The organism is Brucella tritici (assembly GCF_008932295.1).
GTDB classification, from domain to species: domain Bacteria; phylum Pseudomonadota; class Alphaproteobacteria; order Rhizobiales; family Rhizobiaceae; genus Brucella; species Brucella tritici.
Genome location: NZ_WBWA01000003.1, coordinates 139,720 through 156,788 on the forward strand (window position 1 = coordinate 139,720; position 17,069 = coordinate 156,788).

The window sequence follows — 17,069 nt, forward strand, 5'->3', positions numbered from 1 at the left end:
GCTCATCCAGGTTTGGGCTAGACGTTATGGCGAGGCAGTGATTCAGTTTCCCATGCCGCGCCAAGGTCCGTCATTTGCGCTTCGATACATTCCACTTCAAGACGGATAGCCGCATTTGCCGAAAAAGTCAGTTCTATTGTTCCGGCAGGTGCTTCACTGGTCATGAACTGAATGGCCATCAGGGAAAGCACTTCATCCGGCTTCTGGCGATCAATGCCGACTGCCTTGGCTGCAATCACGCGATTGAAGTGCAGGGCGGTGCGCCTGCGCTGATATTGCGGCTTGCGCAGGAATTTCGGCTTGCTTTCCTCCCAGACAAAACGATTTGCCGTCAGGACGAAGCGCTTCTCGTTTCCGAGATACTGAAGGTCGGATACTTTCAAAACTGCGTCCTGAAGATGAGCGGACAGGACCTGCAAATCCTCCTCATCCAGCGCCACAAGCTTCAACATATCCATACTCCAGCACCACTTTCCATTGTCGGCCAATAACTGTTCCCGGCGAACCAAAAATCAATCGCCCGCGCGGCCAATTATCAACTTGGCATGTCAAGGCAAAAAAATCGACAGGCTTTTCAAGCCTGTCTTTCGTCGATTGGAATCTTTAGCGCAGCGCAAGAAAAAGCCGGAGCACTGAATGTCACTCCGGCCTGGTCCGATCAGCCACTGATACGTTCTACTGTCGCGCCGCAGCGGGACAGTTTTTCTTCCAGACGCTCAAAGCCGCGATCCAGATGATACACGCGGTTGACCAGGGTCTCGCCCTCAGCGGCAAGGCCGGCGATCACAAGCGAAACCGAGGCCCGAAGATCGGTTGCCATTACCTGTGCGCCTTTCAGGCGTTCCACGCCTTCGACGGTAGCAGTCTGGCCGGACAGGGAGATTTTTGCGCCAAGACGTGCCAGTTCCTGCACATGCATGAAGCGATTTTCAAAAATGGTTTCGGTGATGCGCGACGTTCCCTTTGCCTTGGTCATCAGGCCCATGAACTGCGCCTGCAAATCGGTCGGGAAACCGGGGAAAGGGTCTGTAGTAACGTCAACAGGGTGAATACCGTGGCCGTTGCGGACAACGCGAAGACCGCTATTGGTCTCGGTGATTTCAGCGCCAGCCTGTCGCAGCGTTTCAAGAGCGGCGGAAAGCTGGCTTTCCTGTGCGCCTTCCAGAAGCACGTCACCACCGGTCATGGCGACGGCCATGGCATAGGTTCCAGCTTCGATACGGTCTGGAATAACACGGACGCGCGCGCCCGACAGGTTGGTGACCCCATCGATATGGATGGTGCCGGTTCCGGCGCCGGTGATCTTGGCGCCCATTGCATTGAGGCAGTCGGCGAGATTGACGACTTCCGGTTCGCGAGCGGCATTCTCGATGACGGTTTCGCCCTTGGCGAGTGCTGCTGCCATCAGCATGACATGGGTTGCGCCGACGGAGACCTTCGGGAACTTGTAACGCGCGCCGACGAGACCGTTCCTGGCCTTTGCCTTGGCATAGCCGTTTTCGATTTCGATGTCGGCTCCAAGAGCTAATAGAGCTTCGAGGAGAAGATCGACCGGGCGCGTTCCGATGGCGCAGCCGCCCGGCAGGGAAACATTTGCTTCGCCCATGCGCGCGAGAAGAGGCGCAATCACCCAGAAACTCGCACGCATCTTGGAAACGAGTTCATAAGGTGCCGTCGTGGTGACGATATTGCGGGCAGTGAAATGGATCGTGCGCGAATAGGCTCCATCCTGATGCTCACGACGGCCATTGACCGAATAATCGACGCCATGATTGCTGAGGATGCGGATCAACTGTTCGACGTCGGCCAGATGCGGCACATTTTCGAGCGTCAGCGTATCGTCGGTCAGAAGCGAGGCGATCATCAACGGCAGAGCGGCGTTTTTTGCGCCGGAAATTGGAATGATGCCGTTGAGCTTGTTGCCGCCAACGATTTTGATGCGATCCATGCTGTGTCACCTTCTGGGCCGATACCTTGCCCGATAAATTTCACCAAATCCGGCAGCCAATACGGCGCGGTGGTGTTGCGTCATGAAATTACGAGTCTTGCGGCCAAATTACGTCAAATACGAATCACAATAGGACGACATCGCTGCGAAGAACAGAAATGAGCTTTTACCGCAGAGCCCCCCTATCTTCAAGGAAGGCTTTGATGGTGCGATTCTCAGTCGGTGTCGTCGCTGGCAGCGGTGATGCCGTCGTTTCGTTCATCCGCTTCGCCCGCGCGACGCGATCTGGATTGGGCTTTGCGGCGCATCAGATTCGCGCGCAACTCCTCGGCCCGGCGCTTTTTGCGCTGGTCCGATTGGGTTTGTTTCTCTTTGTTGGTCGTATTTTCGCTCATGGCGGTCTTCTACTACGGGAAAAAGGGCCGGAAAAGCTGCTTTCAAATGCGTGTCCGGCAGATTTCCACATTATGTGAAAAGAAATGCAATTGCTTGCTTGCGATTTGCGTAATGATGTGGCAGAAGTCCGCCGCACTCAAGAGATTGCTGCGGTAGCTCAGTGGTAGAGCACTCCCTTGGTAAGGGAGAGGTCGAGAGTTCAATCCTCTCTCGCAGCACCATTATTCCCCGATAGAATCCAGAAACTGGCCTCGCCGTGCTTTCATGAGAGAGCGTTTCGATCAGATTGAATCAGATCGGCGATCTAATCATTTGTTGTGACGCGCATCTCTTCCGAAAGCCGTTTCACATTTTTCGGGATGCGCCCGAATGGAAAGTGCGTGTGGTTGCTGGTTTGAGATCAGTTGACGCGGGGCTCAATCTCATTGAGCCGCTTTCTTTCGCCGCCAGTCTTTTCGATGTATACTATTTGCCAGACTGTCAGGCTTTGGCCTGACGAATTGGCGTCACGAAAACCGGATTTATCCGGTGTCCGTGCGAAAGCCAGAAATTGCGTGCAGGCCATGTCCTGACCGCCATCCTTGCTGTCAGGACTGCCTCACCCGCAGGAGGAGCGTCATGGCACAGTTTCATGTTGTTGCAGGTCGAGACCAATCAGCCTTTTATCCTGAAGTTAAGCGCATCCGCATGGCGGATGTATTCGATGCCTTGCGTCTGGGATTCGACGATTTCTGGGCGAAGCCATCGCATTACGTTTTCCTTTGTCTCATATATCCGCTGGCGGGGCTGCTCATCACTTACTGGAGCACAAACGCCAATGCATTGCCGCTCCTGTTTCCCCTGATGTCCGGCTTTGCCCTGATCGGGCCAATTGCTGCGCTGCCGCTTTATGAGATGAGCCGACGCCGTGAAGAAGGGCTGGACACATCCTGGAAACGTGCGCTCGATGTGAGCCATTCTCCGGCATTGCCGTCTATTGTGGCTGTCGGTGCTTTTCTGTTCGCAATCTTTATTGCATGGCTGCTGGTGGCTCAAAATCTCTATGTTCACTATTTCGGACCGATGCCGCCCGAAAGCTTTTCAATGTTGATGAATCAGGTGTCGTCGACGGAAGAGGGGCGGAGCCTGATTTTTGCCGGTTGTGGCATTGGTTTGCTTTTTGCAATCGTTGTCCTGTGCTCGACGATTGTGACTTTCCCGATGCTGCTTGACCAGGATTGCGGTGCGGCGGCGGCGGTTGCGACATCGTTGCGTGTCGTCATGCGCAACCCCATGGAATCGCTGCTCTGGGCTGCAATCGTAACCGCGATGCTGATCGTCGGTTTTGTCACGATGTTTGCCGGGTTGGCGGTAGTGATACCTATCCTTGGTCATGCGACCTGGCATCTCTATCGAAAGACGGTCACGCACCCGGCGGCAATGCGTATTTGACCAGAAAAAACTGACCGATCAATCCCATCCGAAACATTGCTTCGGGTGGGATTGCTGTGACTTTTGATGAAACATTTTCAAGCTTTCCAATATGTGGCGGCGTCCTGCCGCACCCCCACCCCCCTTTATTCTGCGCTCGGTTCTGCTTTAGAAGAGCAATACGAGATTCGCGCAGATGATAATAAATAACAATAAGTTAGCGGAGCTCTCCTCGCAGCGCGTCAACGGGCTGGGCGGGCTTTCGATACATTTCAAGGACGGGCGTTCGCGCATTTCCAGGCTTTACCAGGAAGGCGCAGCCAAGATCCGCATGCCGCAGGTCGGAGGCGATCCGCTGGAAGCAATCCTGATCAACACATCAGGAGGGCTGACGGGCGGTGACCGACTGCGATGGGATGTGGAGCTTGGCGAAAACGCTTCGGCTGTCATTACCACGCAGGCCTGTGAGCGCATCTATCGCTCAGGGGGCGGCGAGGCACGCATTGCCACGCGCTTGAAGGCTGCAAAAGGCACGCGTCTTGCTTGGCTTCCGCAGGAAACCATTCTGTTCAATCAATCCGTGTTGTCACGAACGCTGGATGTCGAACTGGAGGAAGGGGCGGAAATCCTGGTGGTGGAGGCGACCATATTCGGGCGCCTTGCCATGGGTGAGCGGGTTGATGAAGCGATGTTCAGTGACCGTTGGCGTGTGCGGTTGGGTGGGCGGCCCGATGGGAGGCTTGTGCACGCCGAAGAGTTTCGGCTGGGACCAGATGTTGGGGCCGAATTGCAAGCGCTTCCAGTGACGGATGGGGCGTTTGCCGTTGCCACCGTGCTTCTGATTTCAGGGGAGGCCGGGAGACATCTGGAAGCCGCCCGGCAGATCATTGGAGAGGAGGGCGGTGCCAGCCTCTGGCAGGTTGGCCCTGCAACCAAACTGATGATGCGGCTTCACGCGCCGGATAGTTACACCTTGCGCAAACGTCTGGGGCCATTGCTTGCCCTGCTTAACGGCAAGGCAGGACTGCCCAAAGTTTGGACATTTTGAGTTCGCGGCAATCCCGCCGCTTTTAACGCCAGCGGAATGCATACCGCTTTGAAAGTATGAAGTTGGAATGAAGTCATGAATTTGACGCCCAGGGAAAAAGACAAGCTTTTGATTGCCATGGCCGCCATGGTTGCCCGCCGCCGTCTGGAGCGCGGGGTAAAACTCAATCATCCGGAAACGATCGCACTCATCAGCGATTTTGTCGTTGAAGGTGCCCGCGATGGGCGCTCAGTCGCCGACCTTATGGAAGCAGGCGCGCACGTCATCACCCGTGAACAGGTGATGGATGGTGTACCCGAAATGATCCACGACATTCAGGTTGAAGCCACATTTCCCGATGGCACAAAGCTCGTGACGGTTCACGAGCCAATTCGCTGATTTTCAGGTTTCGCCGAAGCGAACCTGTTTTTTGAAAGGTACGATAATGAAGAAGACTACGGTTCTCGCCGCGGTAGCGATGGCGCTCACCGCAAGCCCTGCCTTTGCCCATCTCAATCCGGCCGAACATGGCTCGTTTGCGGCGGGCTTCACGCATCCGCTCTCCGGCGCGGACCATATCCTGGCGATGGTTGCGGTAGGGCTTTGGGCCGCCATGCTCGGTGGACGAGCACTCTTCGTCGTGCCAGCAGCATTTGTCGGCGTGATGCTACTTGGCTTTGTGGCGGCACTTTTGGGCATGCCACTGCCCTTTGTTGAGCCGGTCATTCTGGCTTCGGTCGTCGTGCTGGGTCTTATGGTGGCGCTTGCCCTCCCGGTCTCTCCGGTTGTCGGTGCGCTTATTGCCGGTTTCTTTGCCTTCTTTCACGGACATGCGCATGGCGGAGAAATCGGAGGTGCGACATTCCTCTCTTATGCGGCTGGATTTGCGCTTGCGACCGCACTGCTACACGCCGCCGGCATGGGTATCGGCCTTGCCGCAGGACGGCTTATGGCGGGCAAGAATGGCAAAATTGCTTTGCGTCTGGCCGGTGGCGCTACCGCGCTTGGCGGCCTGATGCTGATGGCCGGGTGAGGTGTGACATGATCCCCGGCGAAATTATTACGCAGGACGGCGATATTGAACTCAATCAGGGCCAACCCACCATCACGATCAAGGTCGCCAATACCGGCGACCGCCCCATCCAGGTCGGCAGCCATTTTCATTTTTACGAAGTGAATGCGGCCCTTTCTTTCGAGCGCGACAAGGCGCTCGGACAGCGGCTGGATATTGCAGCCGGAACTGCCGTGCGCTTCGAGCCTGGCCAGGAGCGCGACGTGACATTGGTTCCCGTAAGCGGCAAGCGCGAAATCTACGGATTTCGCCAGATGGTCATGGGAAAACTTTAGGACAGGTGACGGAGACATTTCATGCCAGCCAGAATTAGTCGCGCCACCTATGCGCAAATGTTCGGCCCTACTGTCGGCGATAAGGTGCGCCTCGCCGATACGGAACTTTTTATCGAAGTCGAACGGGATCTCACCACCTATGGTGAAGAGGTAAAATTCGGCGGAGGGAAGGTTATCCGCGACGGTATGGGGCAAAGCCAATTATCCCGCGCCGATGGCGCAATGGATACAGTGATTATCAATGCCCTGATCCTCGATCATACCGGTATCTACAAGGCCGATGTGGGACTTCGAGACGGGCGTATCGCGGTGATCGGAAAGGCCGGAAATCCTGATACGCAGCCCGGCGTTTCGATCATCATCGGACCCGGCACCGAAATCATTGCAGGCGAGGGTAAAATACTCACTGCGGGCGGTATCGACACGCATATCCATTTCATCTCACCGCAACAGGTGGATGAAGCACTCAATGCGGGCATCACCTGCATGGTGGGTGGCGGCACCGGACCTGCTCACGGCACGCTTGCCACCACATGCACGCCGGGGCCGTGGCATATAGCCCGGCTGATCCAGTCGTTCGACGGCTTGCCGATGAATATCGGTGTGTTCGGCAAGGGAAACGCTTCGCTGCCCGGTGCATTGGAAGAAATGATCCGCGCCGGCGCCTGCGGTTTGAAGCTGCATGAGGACTGGGGCTCGACACCGGCTGCGATCGATAATTGCCTTTCGGTCGCAGACCGGTTCGATATTCAGGTTGCGATCCATACCGATACGCTGAACGAAGGTGGCTTCGTCGAAGATACGCTCAACGCCTTCAAGGGGCGCACGATCCATTCCTTCCATACGGAGGGCGCTGGTGGCGGACACGCTCCGGATATTATTCGCGTGTGTCAGTATCCGAACGTGTTGCCGGCTTCGACAAACCCGACCCGGCCCTACACGGTCAATACGATTGCAGAGCATCTCGACATGCTGATGGTGTGCCATCATCTGTCCCCGGCAATTCCTGAAGATATTGCCTTTGCAGAAAGCCGTATCCGCAAGGAAACCATCGCGGCAGAAGACATCCTGCACGATATGGGAGCGTTCTCCATCATTTCCTCCGACAGCCAGGCTATGGGCCGTGTCGGCGAAATGATTATTCGCTGCTGGCAAACCGCGGACAAGATGAAGAAGCAGCGCGGCAGTCTTCCCGACGACAAGCCGGGCAATGACAATTACCGGGCGCGCCGCTACATCGCGAAATACACCATCAACCCTGCCATCGCCCATGGCATGGCGCATGAAATCGGTTCGGTGGAAGTCGGCAAGCGCGCCGATCTCGTTTTGTGGAACCCTGCTTTCTTCGGCATCAAGCCGGAAATGGTATTGCTTGGCGGCTGGATCGCAACCGCGCCGATGGGTGATCCGAACGGATCGATTCCAACGCCGCAACCGATGCATTACCGCCCGATGTTTGGCTCATTCGGGAAAGCCCGCACCAATACGTCCATTACCTTCGTTTCGCAGGCCGCAATGGATGAAGGGCTTCGAGAGAAGATTGGGGTGGACAAGCAGATGATTGCCGTGGCCAATACCAGAGACGGTATCGGCAAACATTCCATGATCCTCAACAATGCGATGCCGCAAATGGAAGTTGACCCGGAAACCTATGAGGTGCGCGCGGATGGCGAACTTCTGACCTGCGAGCCCGTCGATGTCGTGCCAATGGCGCAACGCTACTTCATGTTTTGATCTTGAAAGGCAAACAAATGTTTCGTGCCACTGCCATTATTCGTGCAGATAAGGTGATCGATGCCGTGCCTGCGGGCCACGCCGTTCTCGAACGCGATGAACGTCATTTGCGGCGCAAGGCCATCGTTCTGGAAGGCGGCGAGAAGGTGCTCGTCGATTTTGCAGAGCCAATTGTGCTCGAGCACGGCGACCGGCTCGTCCTCGATGACGGACGCGAGATCGAAATCCGCGCCGCAAGCGAGGAACTTTACGAAATCCTTGGGCGTGATCCGCTGCATATTGCCGAACTCGCCTGGCATATCGGCAACCGTCACCTTGCGGCCCAGATCGAGAGTGATCGCATCTTCATTCTTCGCGACCATGTCATAAAGGCGATGCTTGAGGGGCTTGGTGCGACAGTTACGGATGTAACGGCTATATTCAGTCCGCTACGCGGTGCTTATTCCGGCGGCCATTCGCATCATGACCATGGGCATGACCACGATCATCATCATGGTCATAACGAACACGATCATGAACATCATCACCACCACCGCCACCACGACTAATACCACCACCGCTTTGCTGCGGCTGATGGCCTGGCTGTCGCCCGTCTTTCCAGTCGGGTCGTTCAGCTATAGTCATGGGCTGGAGCGGGCCGTCCATGATGGCTATGTCGTAGACACAGCCACGATGGGCGATTGGCTGCGCTGGCTTGTAACACGTGGCTCCGGCTGGAACGATGCCGTGCTTTGCGCGGAAAGCTGGCGGCGTGCGGTTGCCAAAGGCGATCTTGTCGAGGTTGCAGAATTGGCCGAAGCACTGGCCGGTTCGCGCGAACGTCATATGGAGACGATGCTGCAAGGCGAGGCGTTTCTGGCTGCAGCCCGAAGCTGGCCCAACTCCGTTTTCGACCGCCTGCCAGCCGATTGTCCCTATCCGGTGGCAGTCGGTGCCGTAGCGGGCGGCAACGGAATATTGCTAGGATTGACACTCGCCGCCTTTCTGCAAGCCTTCTGTATCAATCTTTTGCAGGCATCGATCCGTCTTTCGGTCATGGGGCAAAGCGGCGTGACTGCGACAATGTCAGATTTGGAACCGGTTCTCGCCGAAACAGCGGCGCGAATAGAAAAAACTTCATTGAGTGACCTTGGTTCCGCGACTTACATTAGCGACATCATGGCCATGAAACACGAAACCCAACATTCGAGGCTTTTTCGCACATGACACAGAAAAACGGACCCTTGCGTATTGGCATCGGTGGACCGGTGGGATCGGGAAAGACGACGCTGACCGAAAAGCTTTGCAAAGCGCTGCGTGATAAATACTCGGTCGCCGTGATTACCAATGATATCTACACGCAGGAAGACGCCCTCATTCTGGCGCGTTCTCAGGCTTTGTCCGAAGATCGGATCATGGGCGTCGAAACGGGGGGATGCCCGCATACGGCAATCCGCGAGGATGCCTCCATCAATCTGCAGGCAATTGCCGAAATGAACCGGCGGTTTCCCGATCTTGAGATCGTCTTCATCGAATCCGGGGGTGACAATCTCGCAGCCACCTTCTCACCTGATCTGGCGGACCTGACGCTTTATGTCATCTCTGTTTGTCAGGGCGAGGAAATTCCGCGCAAAGGCGGTCCGGGTATCACGCGGTCAGATTTTCTTGTAATCAACAAGAGCGATCTTGCCCCTCACGTTCATGTCGATCTCGATATTATGCAAGGCGATGCGGCACGCATGCGCGGCAAGCGTCCATTCGGTTTCACCGACCTCCATCGCGGCAAGGGCGTGCCGGAAATCATCGACTTTATCGTTGAGAATGGCGGACTGGAAGCGCGCTGATTACGGCTGGCTGTTGAGCCGTTTGCGGGCCTCGCGTTGTGAGGCCTGCAAATCAATGATTGGTTTGGGATAGGTACTGCCCAACGCAATTCCAGCACTGGCCAGCACATCACTGGGCGCCTCAAATGGCTTGTGCAGCCATTTGTTCGACAGGCCGGATAGCTCTGGCACCCAATGCCGGACATATCGTCCCTCGGCATCGAATTTTTCACCCTGCAAGATCGGATTGAACACCCGGAAATAGGGCGCAGCGTCCATGCCGCAGCCTGCCACCCACTGCCAGCTTCCCGGATTGCTGGCGACATCACCATCCGCGAGCGTATCCCAGAACCAATCTTCGCCTTTCCGCCAGTCGATGAGCAGATTCTTGGTGAGAAAAGATGCCACGAGCATTCGCACACGATTGTGCATCCATCCGGTGGCCCAAAGCTGACGCATACCGGCATCGATGATGGGAAAGCCCGTCTGTCCGCGTCGCCACGCTTCGAATGCAGCCGGATCATCACGCCATGCGACGCCGGAGAGAGCGTCACGCATATCGTATCGGCTGATATCTTGGCGGTGATAGAGCTGGTGATAGTTAAAATCGCGCCAGATCAGCTCGGACAGAAACTTTTCACCGCCAGCGCGTGCCGAGTGATGCTCGTCCATAAACGCCAGCGTGGCATACCACGCCTGACGCGCGCTGATTTCACCGAACCGCAAATGAGGTGAAAGTCTTGAAGTTCCGTCGATGCCGGGAACATCACGATCCTCGGTATAGGTCGACAGCGTGTTCTCCAGAAAACGTGTCAGGCAGTCGCGCGCCGCGTCTTCTCCAATATTCCAAAGCCCATCAAACTTTTTCGCCCAGGAAGGAACGTTGGGCGAATAGCAGGTTTCCTGTGTTGGTTTAACGTTCCATTGCCTGCGCGAAAGCGGGCGGGGAACATTATGGAGGCGCAACGCTTTGGCGAAAGGGGTGAAGACCTGATAGGGCGTATCGCTGGCCGTCTTAAGCTCCCAGGGTTCGAGAAGAAGGTTACCAGGAAATGAGGTTACACCGGTTCCACTCTCCTTGAGTTGTGCTTTCAGTTTTGCATCGAGTTTACGCTCCGCCGGTGCGTAGCGACGGTTCCAGAACAGTTCGGTTATGGCCAATTTTGCAATCAGGTAAGGAAGGATATTACTCGGATCACCGGTCTCGATGAGAAGTTCAATACCACGATCAGTGAGCTGCTTTCCTATCGCTTTCAGGCTCTGATCGAGCCACCACCGCGCGGCACCGCCAGGCGCGCGAATCTCGGCAAGAGTCTCATGAACATAAACCGCTGTGATATGTCCGCCTGTTTCGGCGGCTGCATCCAGTGCGGGATTGTCGTTGATTCGAAGATCGTTACGCAGCCAGACAAGCGCGTGATGCTTCATGAGAAAAATTCCACTGCAGAAATGTGATGCCGATATGTCGAGCCACATATAGCGGAGAGAGCAAAAACGTCACGAGGTCGCGATCAGTCAGTTCGGAAAATATGCAAAGCAATGTGTAAGCATGTTCGGCTTGCGCCGAAGCAAATTACTGAATTGTTTTGAGAAAAATGGCGCACCCGAAAGGATTCGAACCTCTGACCCCCAGATTCGTAGTCTGGTGCTCTTATATTTCACTGAATATCACAAAATTGCAACACCTATAAAAAACAATTACTTACGGCCAATCGTCGTATCATCGCTTATCACTCAATATCAGCCAATCGCATTCTTTTGCTACCAGCCTGCTACCAAGTGGCGTTGTGGTAGCGGCCATTCTCGAATATACATAATGCATGTTTTTCGCCTCCGCCCATATTAGGAGATAATTCGACCATGGCCGAAAAAGCACCCAAAACGGGAACGCCCGGAACCGCTTGGAACGATCCCAAAACGCCCGGCCTGCGGCTCCGCCACCTGCAAAGTAAATCGGTCTGGTATCTGTACTACCGCACCAAGCAGGGAAAGCAGCGGAATGAGAAGCTCGCCGACGAACGCGTATTAACGTTGACGGCGGCGCGCGAGCGGGCGCGCGAAATATTGGCCGAAGTGGCGAAGGGCGGTGATCCGGCTGGCGAAAAAAAGGCGTTGACCGAACGACCAACGCTCGCCGATTTGGCAAAGGATCACTACGAGAAGCATTGCCTTGTTCGAAACAAGCCGTCTTGGGCGTCCGAAGTGGAGTCTATGTATCGCGTGCATATATTGCCGTTTTTAGGGGCGGAAACCGCTGTTGCAGACGTGACGGAAGCGGACGTTAACAAGCTTCACCACCATATGAGGAAGACGCCGCGACGGGCGAATACGGTTTGCGCCGTGCTGTCCAAGGGTATGGAATTGTCCGAGAAATGGGGATGGAGGCCCAAGCGTAGCAACCCGGTTGATATCGACCGCTACAAAGAAAATGAGCGTTCCCGCATACCTGACGAAAATGAAGCCGCGCGATTGTTGAAGGCTCTTGAACGCGCCAGCGAAGAAGAGCCGCATTTCGTCGGGCTGGTTGAACTATTGCTGTTTACCGGCGCGCGCCTCGGCGAAATCAAGTCAGCTAAGTGGGAATGGGTTACACCGGACGGCTTGGAACTGCCAGACTCGAAAACGGGAAAGAAAACTATCCCGCTATCGGACCTTGCAAGGCACGCACTCCAAAATATTCCGCGAGTGAAGGGAAACCCCTACATAATTGTAGGCCGCAGGAAGGGGCGGCACATGGTCAATGTCACCAAGCCGTGGAATCGACTTATGGAGGCAGCACAAATCAAGGAGCGGCTAGTACGTCATGACCTTCGGCATTTCTTCGCAACAGCGGGGCTGTCCAGCGGTTTGAACCTAGACCAGCTTGGGGAACTGCTCGGACACGCTGACCCGCGCACGACAAAGCGCTATGCAAAACTGATGGTGGATTCAAAACAGCAAGCCGCGAACACATCGGCGAAGGCGGTGCAAGCTTTCATGGGACGCCAGAAGAACAAAGCAGCTAACGAAAACTCACAGAATCAGGCGAAGAGCGCAGGATCAATGTAGCGCTTTCTCTATTCATTATGTAGGTTTACGCTATTCGAAAACGCATAAATGAAGGCGACGCGCGCGAACATGGCCGCAGAAGACGACACCAGAGCCGAATTCCGCCGCTTATTCGAGCTATCAGGCTTGCGGCAGAAGGAGCTTGCAAGTCTCTTGGGAAATCGGGACATGACCGTAAACCGTTGGTTTGCGGACCGAAGCGACGCCGTGATGCCGCCGTATTATGCGGTGAATTTTTTGCGAGCCTACTTGATGCTGACGCCGGAACAACGGGACGCGCTGCCGAGAAAGTGAAAGCCGGTCTAGTCCGCTTTTTGGATGCGACGTCGAAAGTCCACCGCGACAACGTTGTTTTCAAGCGCGAGCGCCCGCGAAATAGCGTCAACAAGCGCCGCGCTTGCGGCTTCCTGCATGTTAGATGCACTGTTGACCCTGTCGCAAACATGGTCGGTTCGTTTGTGACGTGGACGGCAAACAACACGCAAGAAGTCTCGGAAGCTCATGAACGATTCCTTATCACTTCCTTGAGTGATTCAATCGCTTGGGTGTTTCGCTCCATGGCAAGCGCGATTTTGACGCCGTTTGCGGCACCTTTATCAACCTCGGCCTTATAGGCGATCCACAGCGAACGGCAGACTACCAGCAAGATCGCGATAACGACGCCGGGGAGGCCGTACTGTTCAACGAGTTTCGAGAATGCCCCCGACAAGTCCATCTCTGCCGCCTAAGTCTAGTAATTGCGCCTTAGCTGTTCATACCAAGCTTTTGTAGCGCGGATTGTCTGATTTGCGTTGTCAACCGCGACAACACATTGCCCGACGACAAGGCGAGCGTCATTCCCGCTTTGTGGGGAGCAGCCTTTTTCTTCTTGAAGCTGACTAGGAAACGGGGGCAGCTTTCCGCCGGAGGTCACGCAGCCGCTTAATATCGTCGTCAGTAAGGCGACAAGCAGGGTTTTTAGGTAGCGATTTGGCATAACTGGCGAGTCTCTTCTTGGCTTCGTTTGCTTCTTTCTTAGCGTCACGGGCGAGAGATTCCGCGTGTTCTGCGGCTTCTTCGAACAAGGCAAGGCTGCGGAGCGCCGAGTCACGCTCCGCCTTATACTGCCCCGCACGTGAAACATTGGCGTGGGCGTTCCAGCCTGCGAAATAGATGCCGAAGCATAAGGCGGCACCAATTGCGACGCGTAGTAAAAGGCCGTTCATATAATCCGCCCCGCTTGATAACCAGCAAGACGCGATTTTTTGATGTTGCGGGCATACCAGAAAAGTGAGAACCCGGCGGCGGCAGCAATAAGCCACCAATTCCCTGCCGCCAACTCAACCAGAGAAGTCACCGGAGCGGATACGGCGCGCACTGTTTCCGACAATCGTTCAAGGTCATCGAATAGTCCGGCCTTGTCCGCCGCGCCCGCCGAAGCACCGGCAATTGTGATTCCTGCGACGACCTGCGAACCGTCCGCCCCTTTGACAATTGTGGACCCTTCGGCCCGTAAGTCGGCCATAGTCGCATTCTGCCTTGTTTCTGGAATTTTCGCTTCCGCCGTATCAAGGGCGGCTTGCGTTGCGGGTCCGACCACTCCGTCGACTTCAAGCCCGTTCTCTGCTTGGAAGGCCAGAACGGCCCGTCGCGTGCCGGTTCCGAAATCACTGTCAACCTTCACCGGGAACCCTATTTCGTTGAGGCGCTTTTGAAGTGCCTCAACACGGTATCCGGCGGAACCGAGCCGTAAACCTGACGCGCGCACGGGGCTACCGATAAGCGGCGCTTTACCGGCATGTTTCGCATAAGCGATACGCATTTTCTCGCCATATACGGCGACTTGTCCTGTCCCGTTGTATATCCGGGCAACGGCATCGAAATCACGGTCACGCAACGAGTCGGCAAGGCCATTCCCCTTGAGAAAGCCGAGCATAGCTTTTACGTGGCTGTCTTCGGAGGCGCACATATCCGCAACAAAGGCTTGGACACTGCGCCAACCGCAAACCGCGTAGTTTTCACCGAGAACTTGGCCTAGACCGTAGCTCGCAGATTTCAACGCGGCAGCTTCATCAATTTTGATTGCTCGGCAAAGAAGATCAAGCGCCGCGCCGTTGTTCGGCTGGTCCTTATACCCGCCATCCGCTGGCTTGATCCATTTCTTTCGGGCTAATCCGGCCTTGACTGCTTTTTGTCGCTTTGCTGCCGGAAGGTTTTTGTAAAACTTATGCTTCTCAAAGAGAACTTTTACGCGGCCCGCACTGTCATATCCCTTGCCGTTCGATTCCACCTCGACAATTGCAAGGGCGACCGCAGTTTCGCAGCCGAGTTCGGTGGCAAGCGCCGCAATTCCGTCCGCGCTCCGCTTAGCCATGTTGCCTGCCATCAAAGCATTAATGATATCGCTCATTTCATCCGCCTCAATCTTCGGGTGCTTCAATAATGAAATCGTCGGTGTCTTTGGCATCAATGGCCGGTTTCGTGGGGGTTTCCGGCGCGTCGCTATCGACCTTGTCGTCTTTTCCCGGCTTCGATTTTTTGACCGTGGCCGTTACGTCCGATTGCTTTTCGTTGAAAAGCTCTGCGTCCAGCGTGGTCACATACCCGTCGCGGGTGAAGCGGTGGACACACGTTTTCACGCGCCAAAGGGTGGGAATGTATGGACGGAATTGATCGAGCGTGAGCCTTGCTTCGGCCTGCGCTTCCGGCATTCCGCCAAGGCGACAGTTAAACGATGCTTGTGAGCGTGAGGCTTGATTTTTTGCCTTGGTTACTGCCGCGACGGCCTCGGCCTCATTGTGATAGCTATAACGCAAGTCCTGATAAGGTTCCTTGCCAGCGGTTACGACATGCTTCTCGCCGGTCCGGGTGTCCGTCCACGTCGCCCTAACTCCGCCCTCGTCGTCGTCATCGTTGCCGCTGGTATCCGGCGCACTGATAATCTCTTCATCCGCTGCCGCCATCAACGCGCGGGATCGCGATGCGGGACTATCTTCCGGGGCCTCAATGATGAAGTCGCCGGTTTCAATGCCGGAATGTTTCGAAGCTGATGCGCTCTCGCCGGATGCTCCGGCCTTCTTCAAGCCTTTGGCTTTACCGGCTTCTTTGCGTGCCGAATATTTGAATTGCCATTCTTCGCAGTCAGTTTCTTTGATCTTAATTTCGGCCAACTGCTCGCCATTGACGCTCTTGCCGGTCCCGCGTTTTGAAAAAACGAGCTTGCCGTCGACTGGCCTTGCAACGGCGTCATGTTCTTCGGCAAGCCGGGTCGCGAAGGACATATCGGATTCGTTGTGCTGGTCGATATGGCGGATAACGATTTCTGCCAGTTCGGGATCGGCGACGAATTCGTAACCGTTGCGTTCCGCTATTTCCTTCCCGATTTCGCCTATTGTTTTTTGATGATAGCTTTGGGTTCGGGCGGCACGGAAACTCTTAGCCATCGCAGCCGCTCGCCCCGTCACAACAATAATGCGCGGCGGCGAGGTAACGTCGATGTCGTCAATTAGGTAGGTTCCACGCTTCGCGCTTTTGCCGTCGCGGAACCCCATTTCGATTTCAAGCACTGTGCCGATAATCGGCAGGTCGACCACGCCGGAATCGCTGACGCGCGGCCTGTCATCTATTTCCAGCCTGCAACGGTCGCTTTTGTCTTCCGCTTCGTCATGACATTCTACAGAAATAAGGCGGTCGCCGAGGTTCCCGGTGATATCTTTGCCTTGAGCTTTGATGATTACAAACGGCTTCATAGCTCAATCCCAAATTCTGATGACGGGGAGCGCTTCAGGTTTTGGCAGTTCGGGGAGAATGACTCTGACCCCCGCCTTAAGGCGGAGCCCGGTCGCAGCAATGCCACGGTTGGCCGCGAGTACGCGCTCAACGGCGAGGGGCAATTGCGCTGCCGTATAATACTTCCAGCATATGTAATCCAGCATTTCGCCATCCTTGGCGATATAGATTTCAGCCATTGTTCGGGCCCTCGCCGTCTTCACCATATGACTTGAGTTCAAGCGTAAATTCTTGCTTTCGGGGAGCGCCGTTCGGGTGAAAGTAGGTCTGCCGCTCTTCGACCTCTGTGATGACGAAGCGCCCGAATACCCGGCCTGTTCCCGACACCAACATCAAGGGAGAGCCTTGCTCCGCAATGCCCCGCATCTCTTCGACCTGACCGAAACCAGAGCGCCAATGAGGGTAAACGGTGCCTTCCAGCGTGAAGGTTTCATGGCCAGCACCGATGAATTGCATGGCGGGGTGTCGACCGATCCGCTCCTGCGATTCCCAACGGTATTCTGATTTTCGCGTTAGTGTCTGGTAAGCTGCGGTGTCGATAGAGAACCGAAACGGACCTAGCCCCATCATCGTGTAAGCCATATCTCCC

General features: G+C 55.5%; 21 protein-coding genes and 1 tRNA gene. 12 read left to right on the forward strand and 10 right to left on the reverse strand.

Annotated elements, in window-relative coordinates; genetic code table 11:
* Positions 1-17: 17 nt before the first annotated feature.
* The 3 genes from F9K91_RS04755 to F9K91_RS04765 form a co-directional block, all read right to left on the reverse strand.
* Positions 18-458 (reverse strand): DUF2948 family protein, encoded by a 441-nt coding sequence (locus F9K91_RS04755; protein WP_151652196.1) that lies wholly within the window; start codon positions 456-458, stop codon positions 18-20.
* A 200-nt stretch (positions 459-658) separates the two neighbouring features.
* Positions 659-1,948 (reverse strand): UDP-N-acetylglucosamine 1-carboxyvinyltransferase, encoded by a 1,290-nt coding sequence (murA, locus tag F9K91_RS04760; protein WP_151555449.1) that lies wholly within the window; start codon positions 1,946-1,948, stop codon positions 659-661.
* A 215-nt stretch (positions 1,949-2,163) separates the two neighbouring features.
* Positions 2,164-2,343 (reverse strand): hypothetical protein, encoded by a 180-nt coding sequence (locus F9K91_RS04765; RefSeq protein ID WP_010658099.1) that lies wholly within the window; start codon positions 2,341-2,343, stop codon positions 2,164-2,166.
* 147 nt (positions 2,344-2,490) lie between these two features.
* Between F9K91_RS04765 and F9K91_RS04770 the strand changes: the two genes are divergently transcribed.
* From F9K91_RS04770 to ureG, 10 genes are all read left to right on the forward strand, one after another.
* Positions 2,491-2,565, forward strand: a tRNA-Thr gene (locus F9K91_RS04770).
* Positions 2,566-2,962: 397 nt separating this feature from the next.
* The gene (locus F9K91_RS04780; protein ID WP_151555448.1) at positions 2,963-3,775 is read left to right on the forward strand and encodes a DUF2189 domain-containing protein; all 813 of its coding nucleotides are present in this window, start codon (positions 2,963-2,965) and stop codon (positions 3,773-3,775) included.
* A gap of 175 nt (positions 3,776-3,950) precedes the next feature.
* Positions 3,951-4,802 (forward strand): urease accessory protein UreD, encoded by an 852-nt coding sequence (locus F9K91_RS04785; protein WP_151677293.1) that lies wholly within the window; start codon positions 3,951-3,953, stop codon positions 4,800-4,802.
* Positions 4,803-4,877: 75 nt separating this feature from the next.
* The gene (locus F9K91_RS04790; RefSeq protein ID WP_061344932.1) at positions 4,878-5,180 is read left to right on the forward strand and encodes an urease subunit gamma; all 303 of its coding nucleotides are present in this window, start codon (positions 4,878-4,880) and stop codon (positions 5,178-5,180) included.
* Positions 5,181-5,226: 46 nt separating this feature from the next.
* Positions 5,227-5,814, forward strand: a complete 588-nt coding sequence (locus tag F9K91_RS04795) for a HupE/UreJ family protein (RefSeq protein ID WP_151555445.1) — start codon at positions 5,227-5,229, stop codon at positions 5,812-5,814.
* 8 nt (positions 5,815-5,822) lie between these two features.
* Positions 5,823-6,128, forward strand: coding sequence for an urease subunit beta (locus tag F9K91_RS04800; protein WP_010658104.1), 306 nt, complete (start codon positions 5,823-5,825; stop codon positions 6,126-6,128).
* A 21-nt stretch (positions 6,129-6,149) separates the two neighbouring features.
* The gene (gene ureC / locus F9K91_RS04805) at positions 6,150-7,862 is read left to right on the forward strand and encodes an urease subunit alpha (RefSeq protein ID WP_151677294.1); all 1,713 of its coding nucleotides are present in this window, start codon (positions 6,150-6,152) and stop codon (positions 7,860-7,862) included.
* A gap of 17 nt (positions 7,863-7,879) precedes the next feature.
* Positions 7,880-8,410: an urease accessory protein UreE gene (ureE, locus tag F9K91_RS04810; protein WP_151652190.1), complete on the forward strand. Its 531-nt coding sequence runs from the start codon at positions 7,880-7,882 to the stop codon at positions 8,408-8,410.
* Positions 8,376-9,068 carry an urease accessory protein UreF gene (locus F9K91_RS04815; protein ID WP_151652189.1) on the forward strand — a complete coding sequence of 231 codons (693 nt, stop codon included), beginning with the start codon at positions 8,376-8,378 and terminating at the stop codon, positions 9,066-9,068. The genes ureE and F9K91_RS04815 overlap by 35 nt, the downstream gene beginning before the upstream one ends.
* Positions 9,065-9,685 (forward strand): urease accessory protein UreG, encoded by a 621-nt coding sequence (gene ureG / locus F9K91_RS04820; protein WP_010658108.1) that lies wholly within the window; start codon positions 9,065-9,067, stop codon positions 9,683-9,685. Before F9K91_RS04815 ends, ureG begins: the two co-directional genes overlap by 4 nt.
* Here ureG and F9K91_RS04825 read toward each other — a convergent pair whose 3' ends face one another.
* Positions 9,686-11,092: a cryptochrome/photolyase family protein gene (locus F9K91_RS04825; RefSeq protein WP_151677295.1), complete on the reverse strand. Its 1,407-nt coding sequence runs from the start codon at positions 11,090-11,092 to the stop codon at positions 9,686-9,688.
* Positions 11,093-11,524: 432 nt separating this feature from the next.
* Here F9K91_RS04825 and F9K91_RS04830 point away from each other — a divergent pair, with 432 nt between their 5' ends.
* Together F9K91_RS04830 and F9K91_RS04835 are read left to right on the forward strand one after the other, a co-directional pair.
* On the forward strand, positions 11,525-12,712 hold the full coding sequence (locus F9K91_RS04830) for a site-specific integrase (RefSeq protein WP_151677296.1): 1,188 nt from the start codon (positions 11,525-11,527) through the stop codon (positions 12,710-12,712).
* Positions 12,713-12,760: 48 nt separating this feature from the next.
* Positions 12,761-13,006, forward strand: a complete 246-nt coding sequence (locus F9K91_RS04835; protein WP_151677297.1) for a helix-turn-helix domain-containing protein — start codon at positions 12,761-12,763, stop codon at positions 13,004-13,006.
* A 205-nt stretch (positions 13,007-13,211) separates the two neighbouring features.
* Here the strand turns inward: F9K91_RS04835 and F9K91_RS04840 are convergent, their stop codons facing one another.
* The 6 genes from F9K91_RS04840 to F9K91_RS04865 form a co-directional block, all read right to left on the reverse strand.
* Positions 13,212-13,427 carry a hypothetical protein gene (locus F9K91_RS04840; protein WP_138144642.1) on the reverse strand — a complete coding sequence of 72 codons (216 nt, stop codon included), beginning with the start codon at positions 13,425-13,427 and terminating at the stop codon, positions 13,212-13,214.
* A gap of 163 nt (positions 13,428-13,590) precedes the next feature.
* Entirely contained in the window at positions 13,591-13,917 is a 327-nt protein-coding gene (locus F9K91_RS04845) for a hypothetical protein (RefSeq protein ID WP_151677298.1), read from the reverse strand.
* Positions 13,914-15,101, reverse strand: a complete 1,188-nt coding sequence (locus F9K91_RS04850; RefSeq protein WP_167522173.1) for an N-acetylmuramidase domain-containing protein — start codon at positions 15,099-15,101, stop codon at positions 13,914-13,916. Before F9K91_RS04850 ends, F9K91_RS04845 begins: the two co-directional genes overlap by 4 nt.
* 10 nt (positions 15,102-15,111) lie before the next feature.
* Positions 15,112-16,440: a phage late control D family protein gene (locus F9K91_RS04855; RefSeq protein WP_151677300.1), complete on the reverse strand. Its 1,329-nt coding sequence runs from the start codon at positions 16,438-16,440 to the stop codon at positions 15,112-15,114.
* A gap of 3 nt (positions 16,441-16,443) precedes the next feature.
* Positions 16,444-16,659, reverse strand: a complete 216-nt coding sequence (locus F9K91_RS04860; protein WP_151677301.1) for a tail protein X — start codon at positions 16,657-16,659, stop codon at positions 16,444-16,446.
* Positions 16,652-17,062, reverse strand: a complete 411-nt coding sequence (locus tag F9K91_RS04865) for a phage tail protein (protein WP_151677302.1) — start codon at positions 17,060-17,062, stop codon at positions 16,652-16,654. Before F9K91_RS04865 ends, F9K91_RS04860 begins: the two co-directional genes overlap by 8 nt.
* Between the last annotated feature and the right edge of the window lie 7 nt (positions 17,063-17,069).

Excerpts from the sequence above, each read along its gene's own strand:
- F9K91_RS04830 (WP_151677296.1), top strand. The coding sequence starts at position 11,525 with ATGGCCGAAAAAGCACCCAAAACGGGAACGCCCGGAACCGCTTGGAAC.
- F9K91_RS04765 (WP_010658099.1), bottom strand. The coding sequence starts at position 2,343 with ATGAGCGAAAATACGACCAACAAAGAGAAACAAACCCAATCGGACCAG.
- F9K91_RS04800 (WP_010658104.1), top strand. The coding sequence starts at position 5,823 with ATGATCCCCGGCGAAATTATTACGCAGGACGGCGATATTGAACTCAAT.
- F9K91_RS04790 (WP_061344932.1), top strand. The coding sequence starts at position 4,878 with ATGAATTTGACGCCCAGGGAAAAAGACAAGCTTTTGATTGCCATGGCC.
- F9K91_RS04795 (WP_151555445.1), top strand. The coding sequence starts at position 5,227 with ATGAAGAAGACTACGGTTCTCGCCGCGGTAGCGATGGCGCTCACCGCA.
- F9K91_RS04785 (WP_151677293.1), top strand. The coding sequence starts at position 3,951 with ATGATAATAAATAACAATAAGTTAGCGGAGCTCTCCTCGCAGCGCGTC.
- murA (WP_151555449.1), bottom strand. The coding sequence starts at position 1,948 with ATGGATCGCATCAAAATCGTTGGCGGCAACAAGCTCAACGGCATCATT.
- ureE (WP_151652190.1), top strand. The coding sequence starts at position 7,880 with ATGTTTCGTGCCACTGCCATTATTCGTGCAGATAAGGTGATCGATGCC.
- F9K91_RS04865 (WP_151677302.1), bottom strand. The coding sequence starts at position 17,062 with ATGGCTTACACGATGATGGGGCTAGGTCCGTTTCGGTTCTCTATCGAC.
- F9K91_RS04840 (WP_138144642.1), bottom strand. The coding sequence starts at position 13,427 with ATGGACTTGTCGGGGGCATTCTCGAAACTCGTTGAACAGTACGGCCTC.
- F9K91_RS04860 (WP_151677301.1), bottom strand. The coding sequence starts at position 16,659 with ATGGCTGAAATCTATATCGCCAAGGATGGCGAAATGCTGGATTACATA.
- F9K91_RS04855 (WP_151677300.1), bottom strand. The coding sequence starts at position 16,440 with ATGAAGCCGTTTGTAATCATCAAAGCTCAAGGCAAAGATATCACCGGG.
- F9K91_RS04845 (WP_151677298.1), bottom strand. The coding sequence starts at position 13,917 with ATGAACGGCCTTTTACTACGCGTCGCAATTGGTGCCGCCTTATGCTTC.
- F9K91_RS04780 (WP_151555448.1), top strand. The coding sequence starts at position 2,963 with ATGGCACAGTTTCATGTTGTTGCAGGTCGAGACCAATCAGCCTTTTAT.
- F9K91_RS04815 (WP_151652189.1), top strand. The coding sequence starts at position 8,376 with ATGAACATCATCACCACCACCGCCACCACGACTAATACCACCACCGCT.
- F9K91_RS04835 (WP_151677297.1), top strand. The coding sequence starts at position 12,761 with ATGAAGGCGACGCGCGCGAACATGGCCGCAGAAGACGACACCAGAGCC.
- F9K91_RS04850 (WP_167522173.1), bottom strand. The coding sequence starts at position 15,101 with ATGAGCGATATCATTAATGCTTTGATGGCAGGCAACATGGCTAAGCGG.
- F9K91_RS04825 (WP_151677295.1), bottom strand. The coding sequence starts at position 11,092 with ATGAAGCATCACGCGCTTGTCTGGCTGCGTAACGATCTTCGAATCAAC.
- ureG (WP_010658108.1), top strand. The coding sequence starts at position 9,065 with ATGACACAGAAAAACGGACCCTTGCGTATTGGCATCGGTGGACCGGTG.
- ureC (WP_151677294.1), top strand. The coding sequence starts at position 6,150 with ATGCCAGCCAGAATTAGTCGCGCCACCTATGCGCAAATGTTCGGCCCT.
- F9K91_RS04755 (WP_151652196.1), bottom strand. The coding sequence starts at position 458 with ATGGATATGTTGAAGCTTGTGGCGCTGGATGAGGAGGATTTGCAGGTC.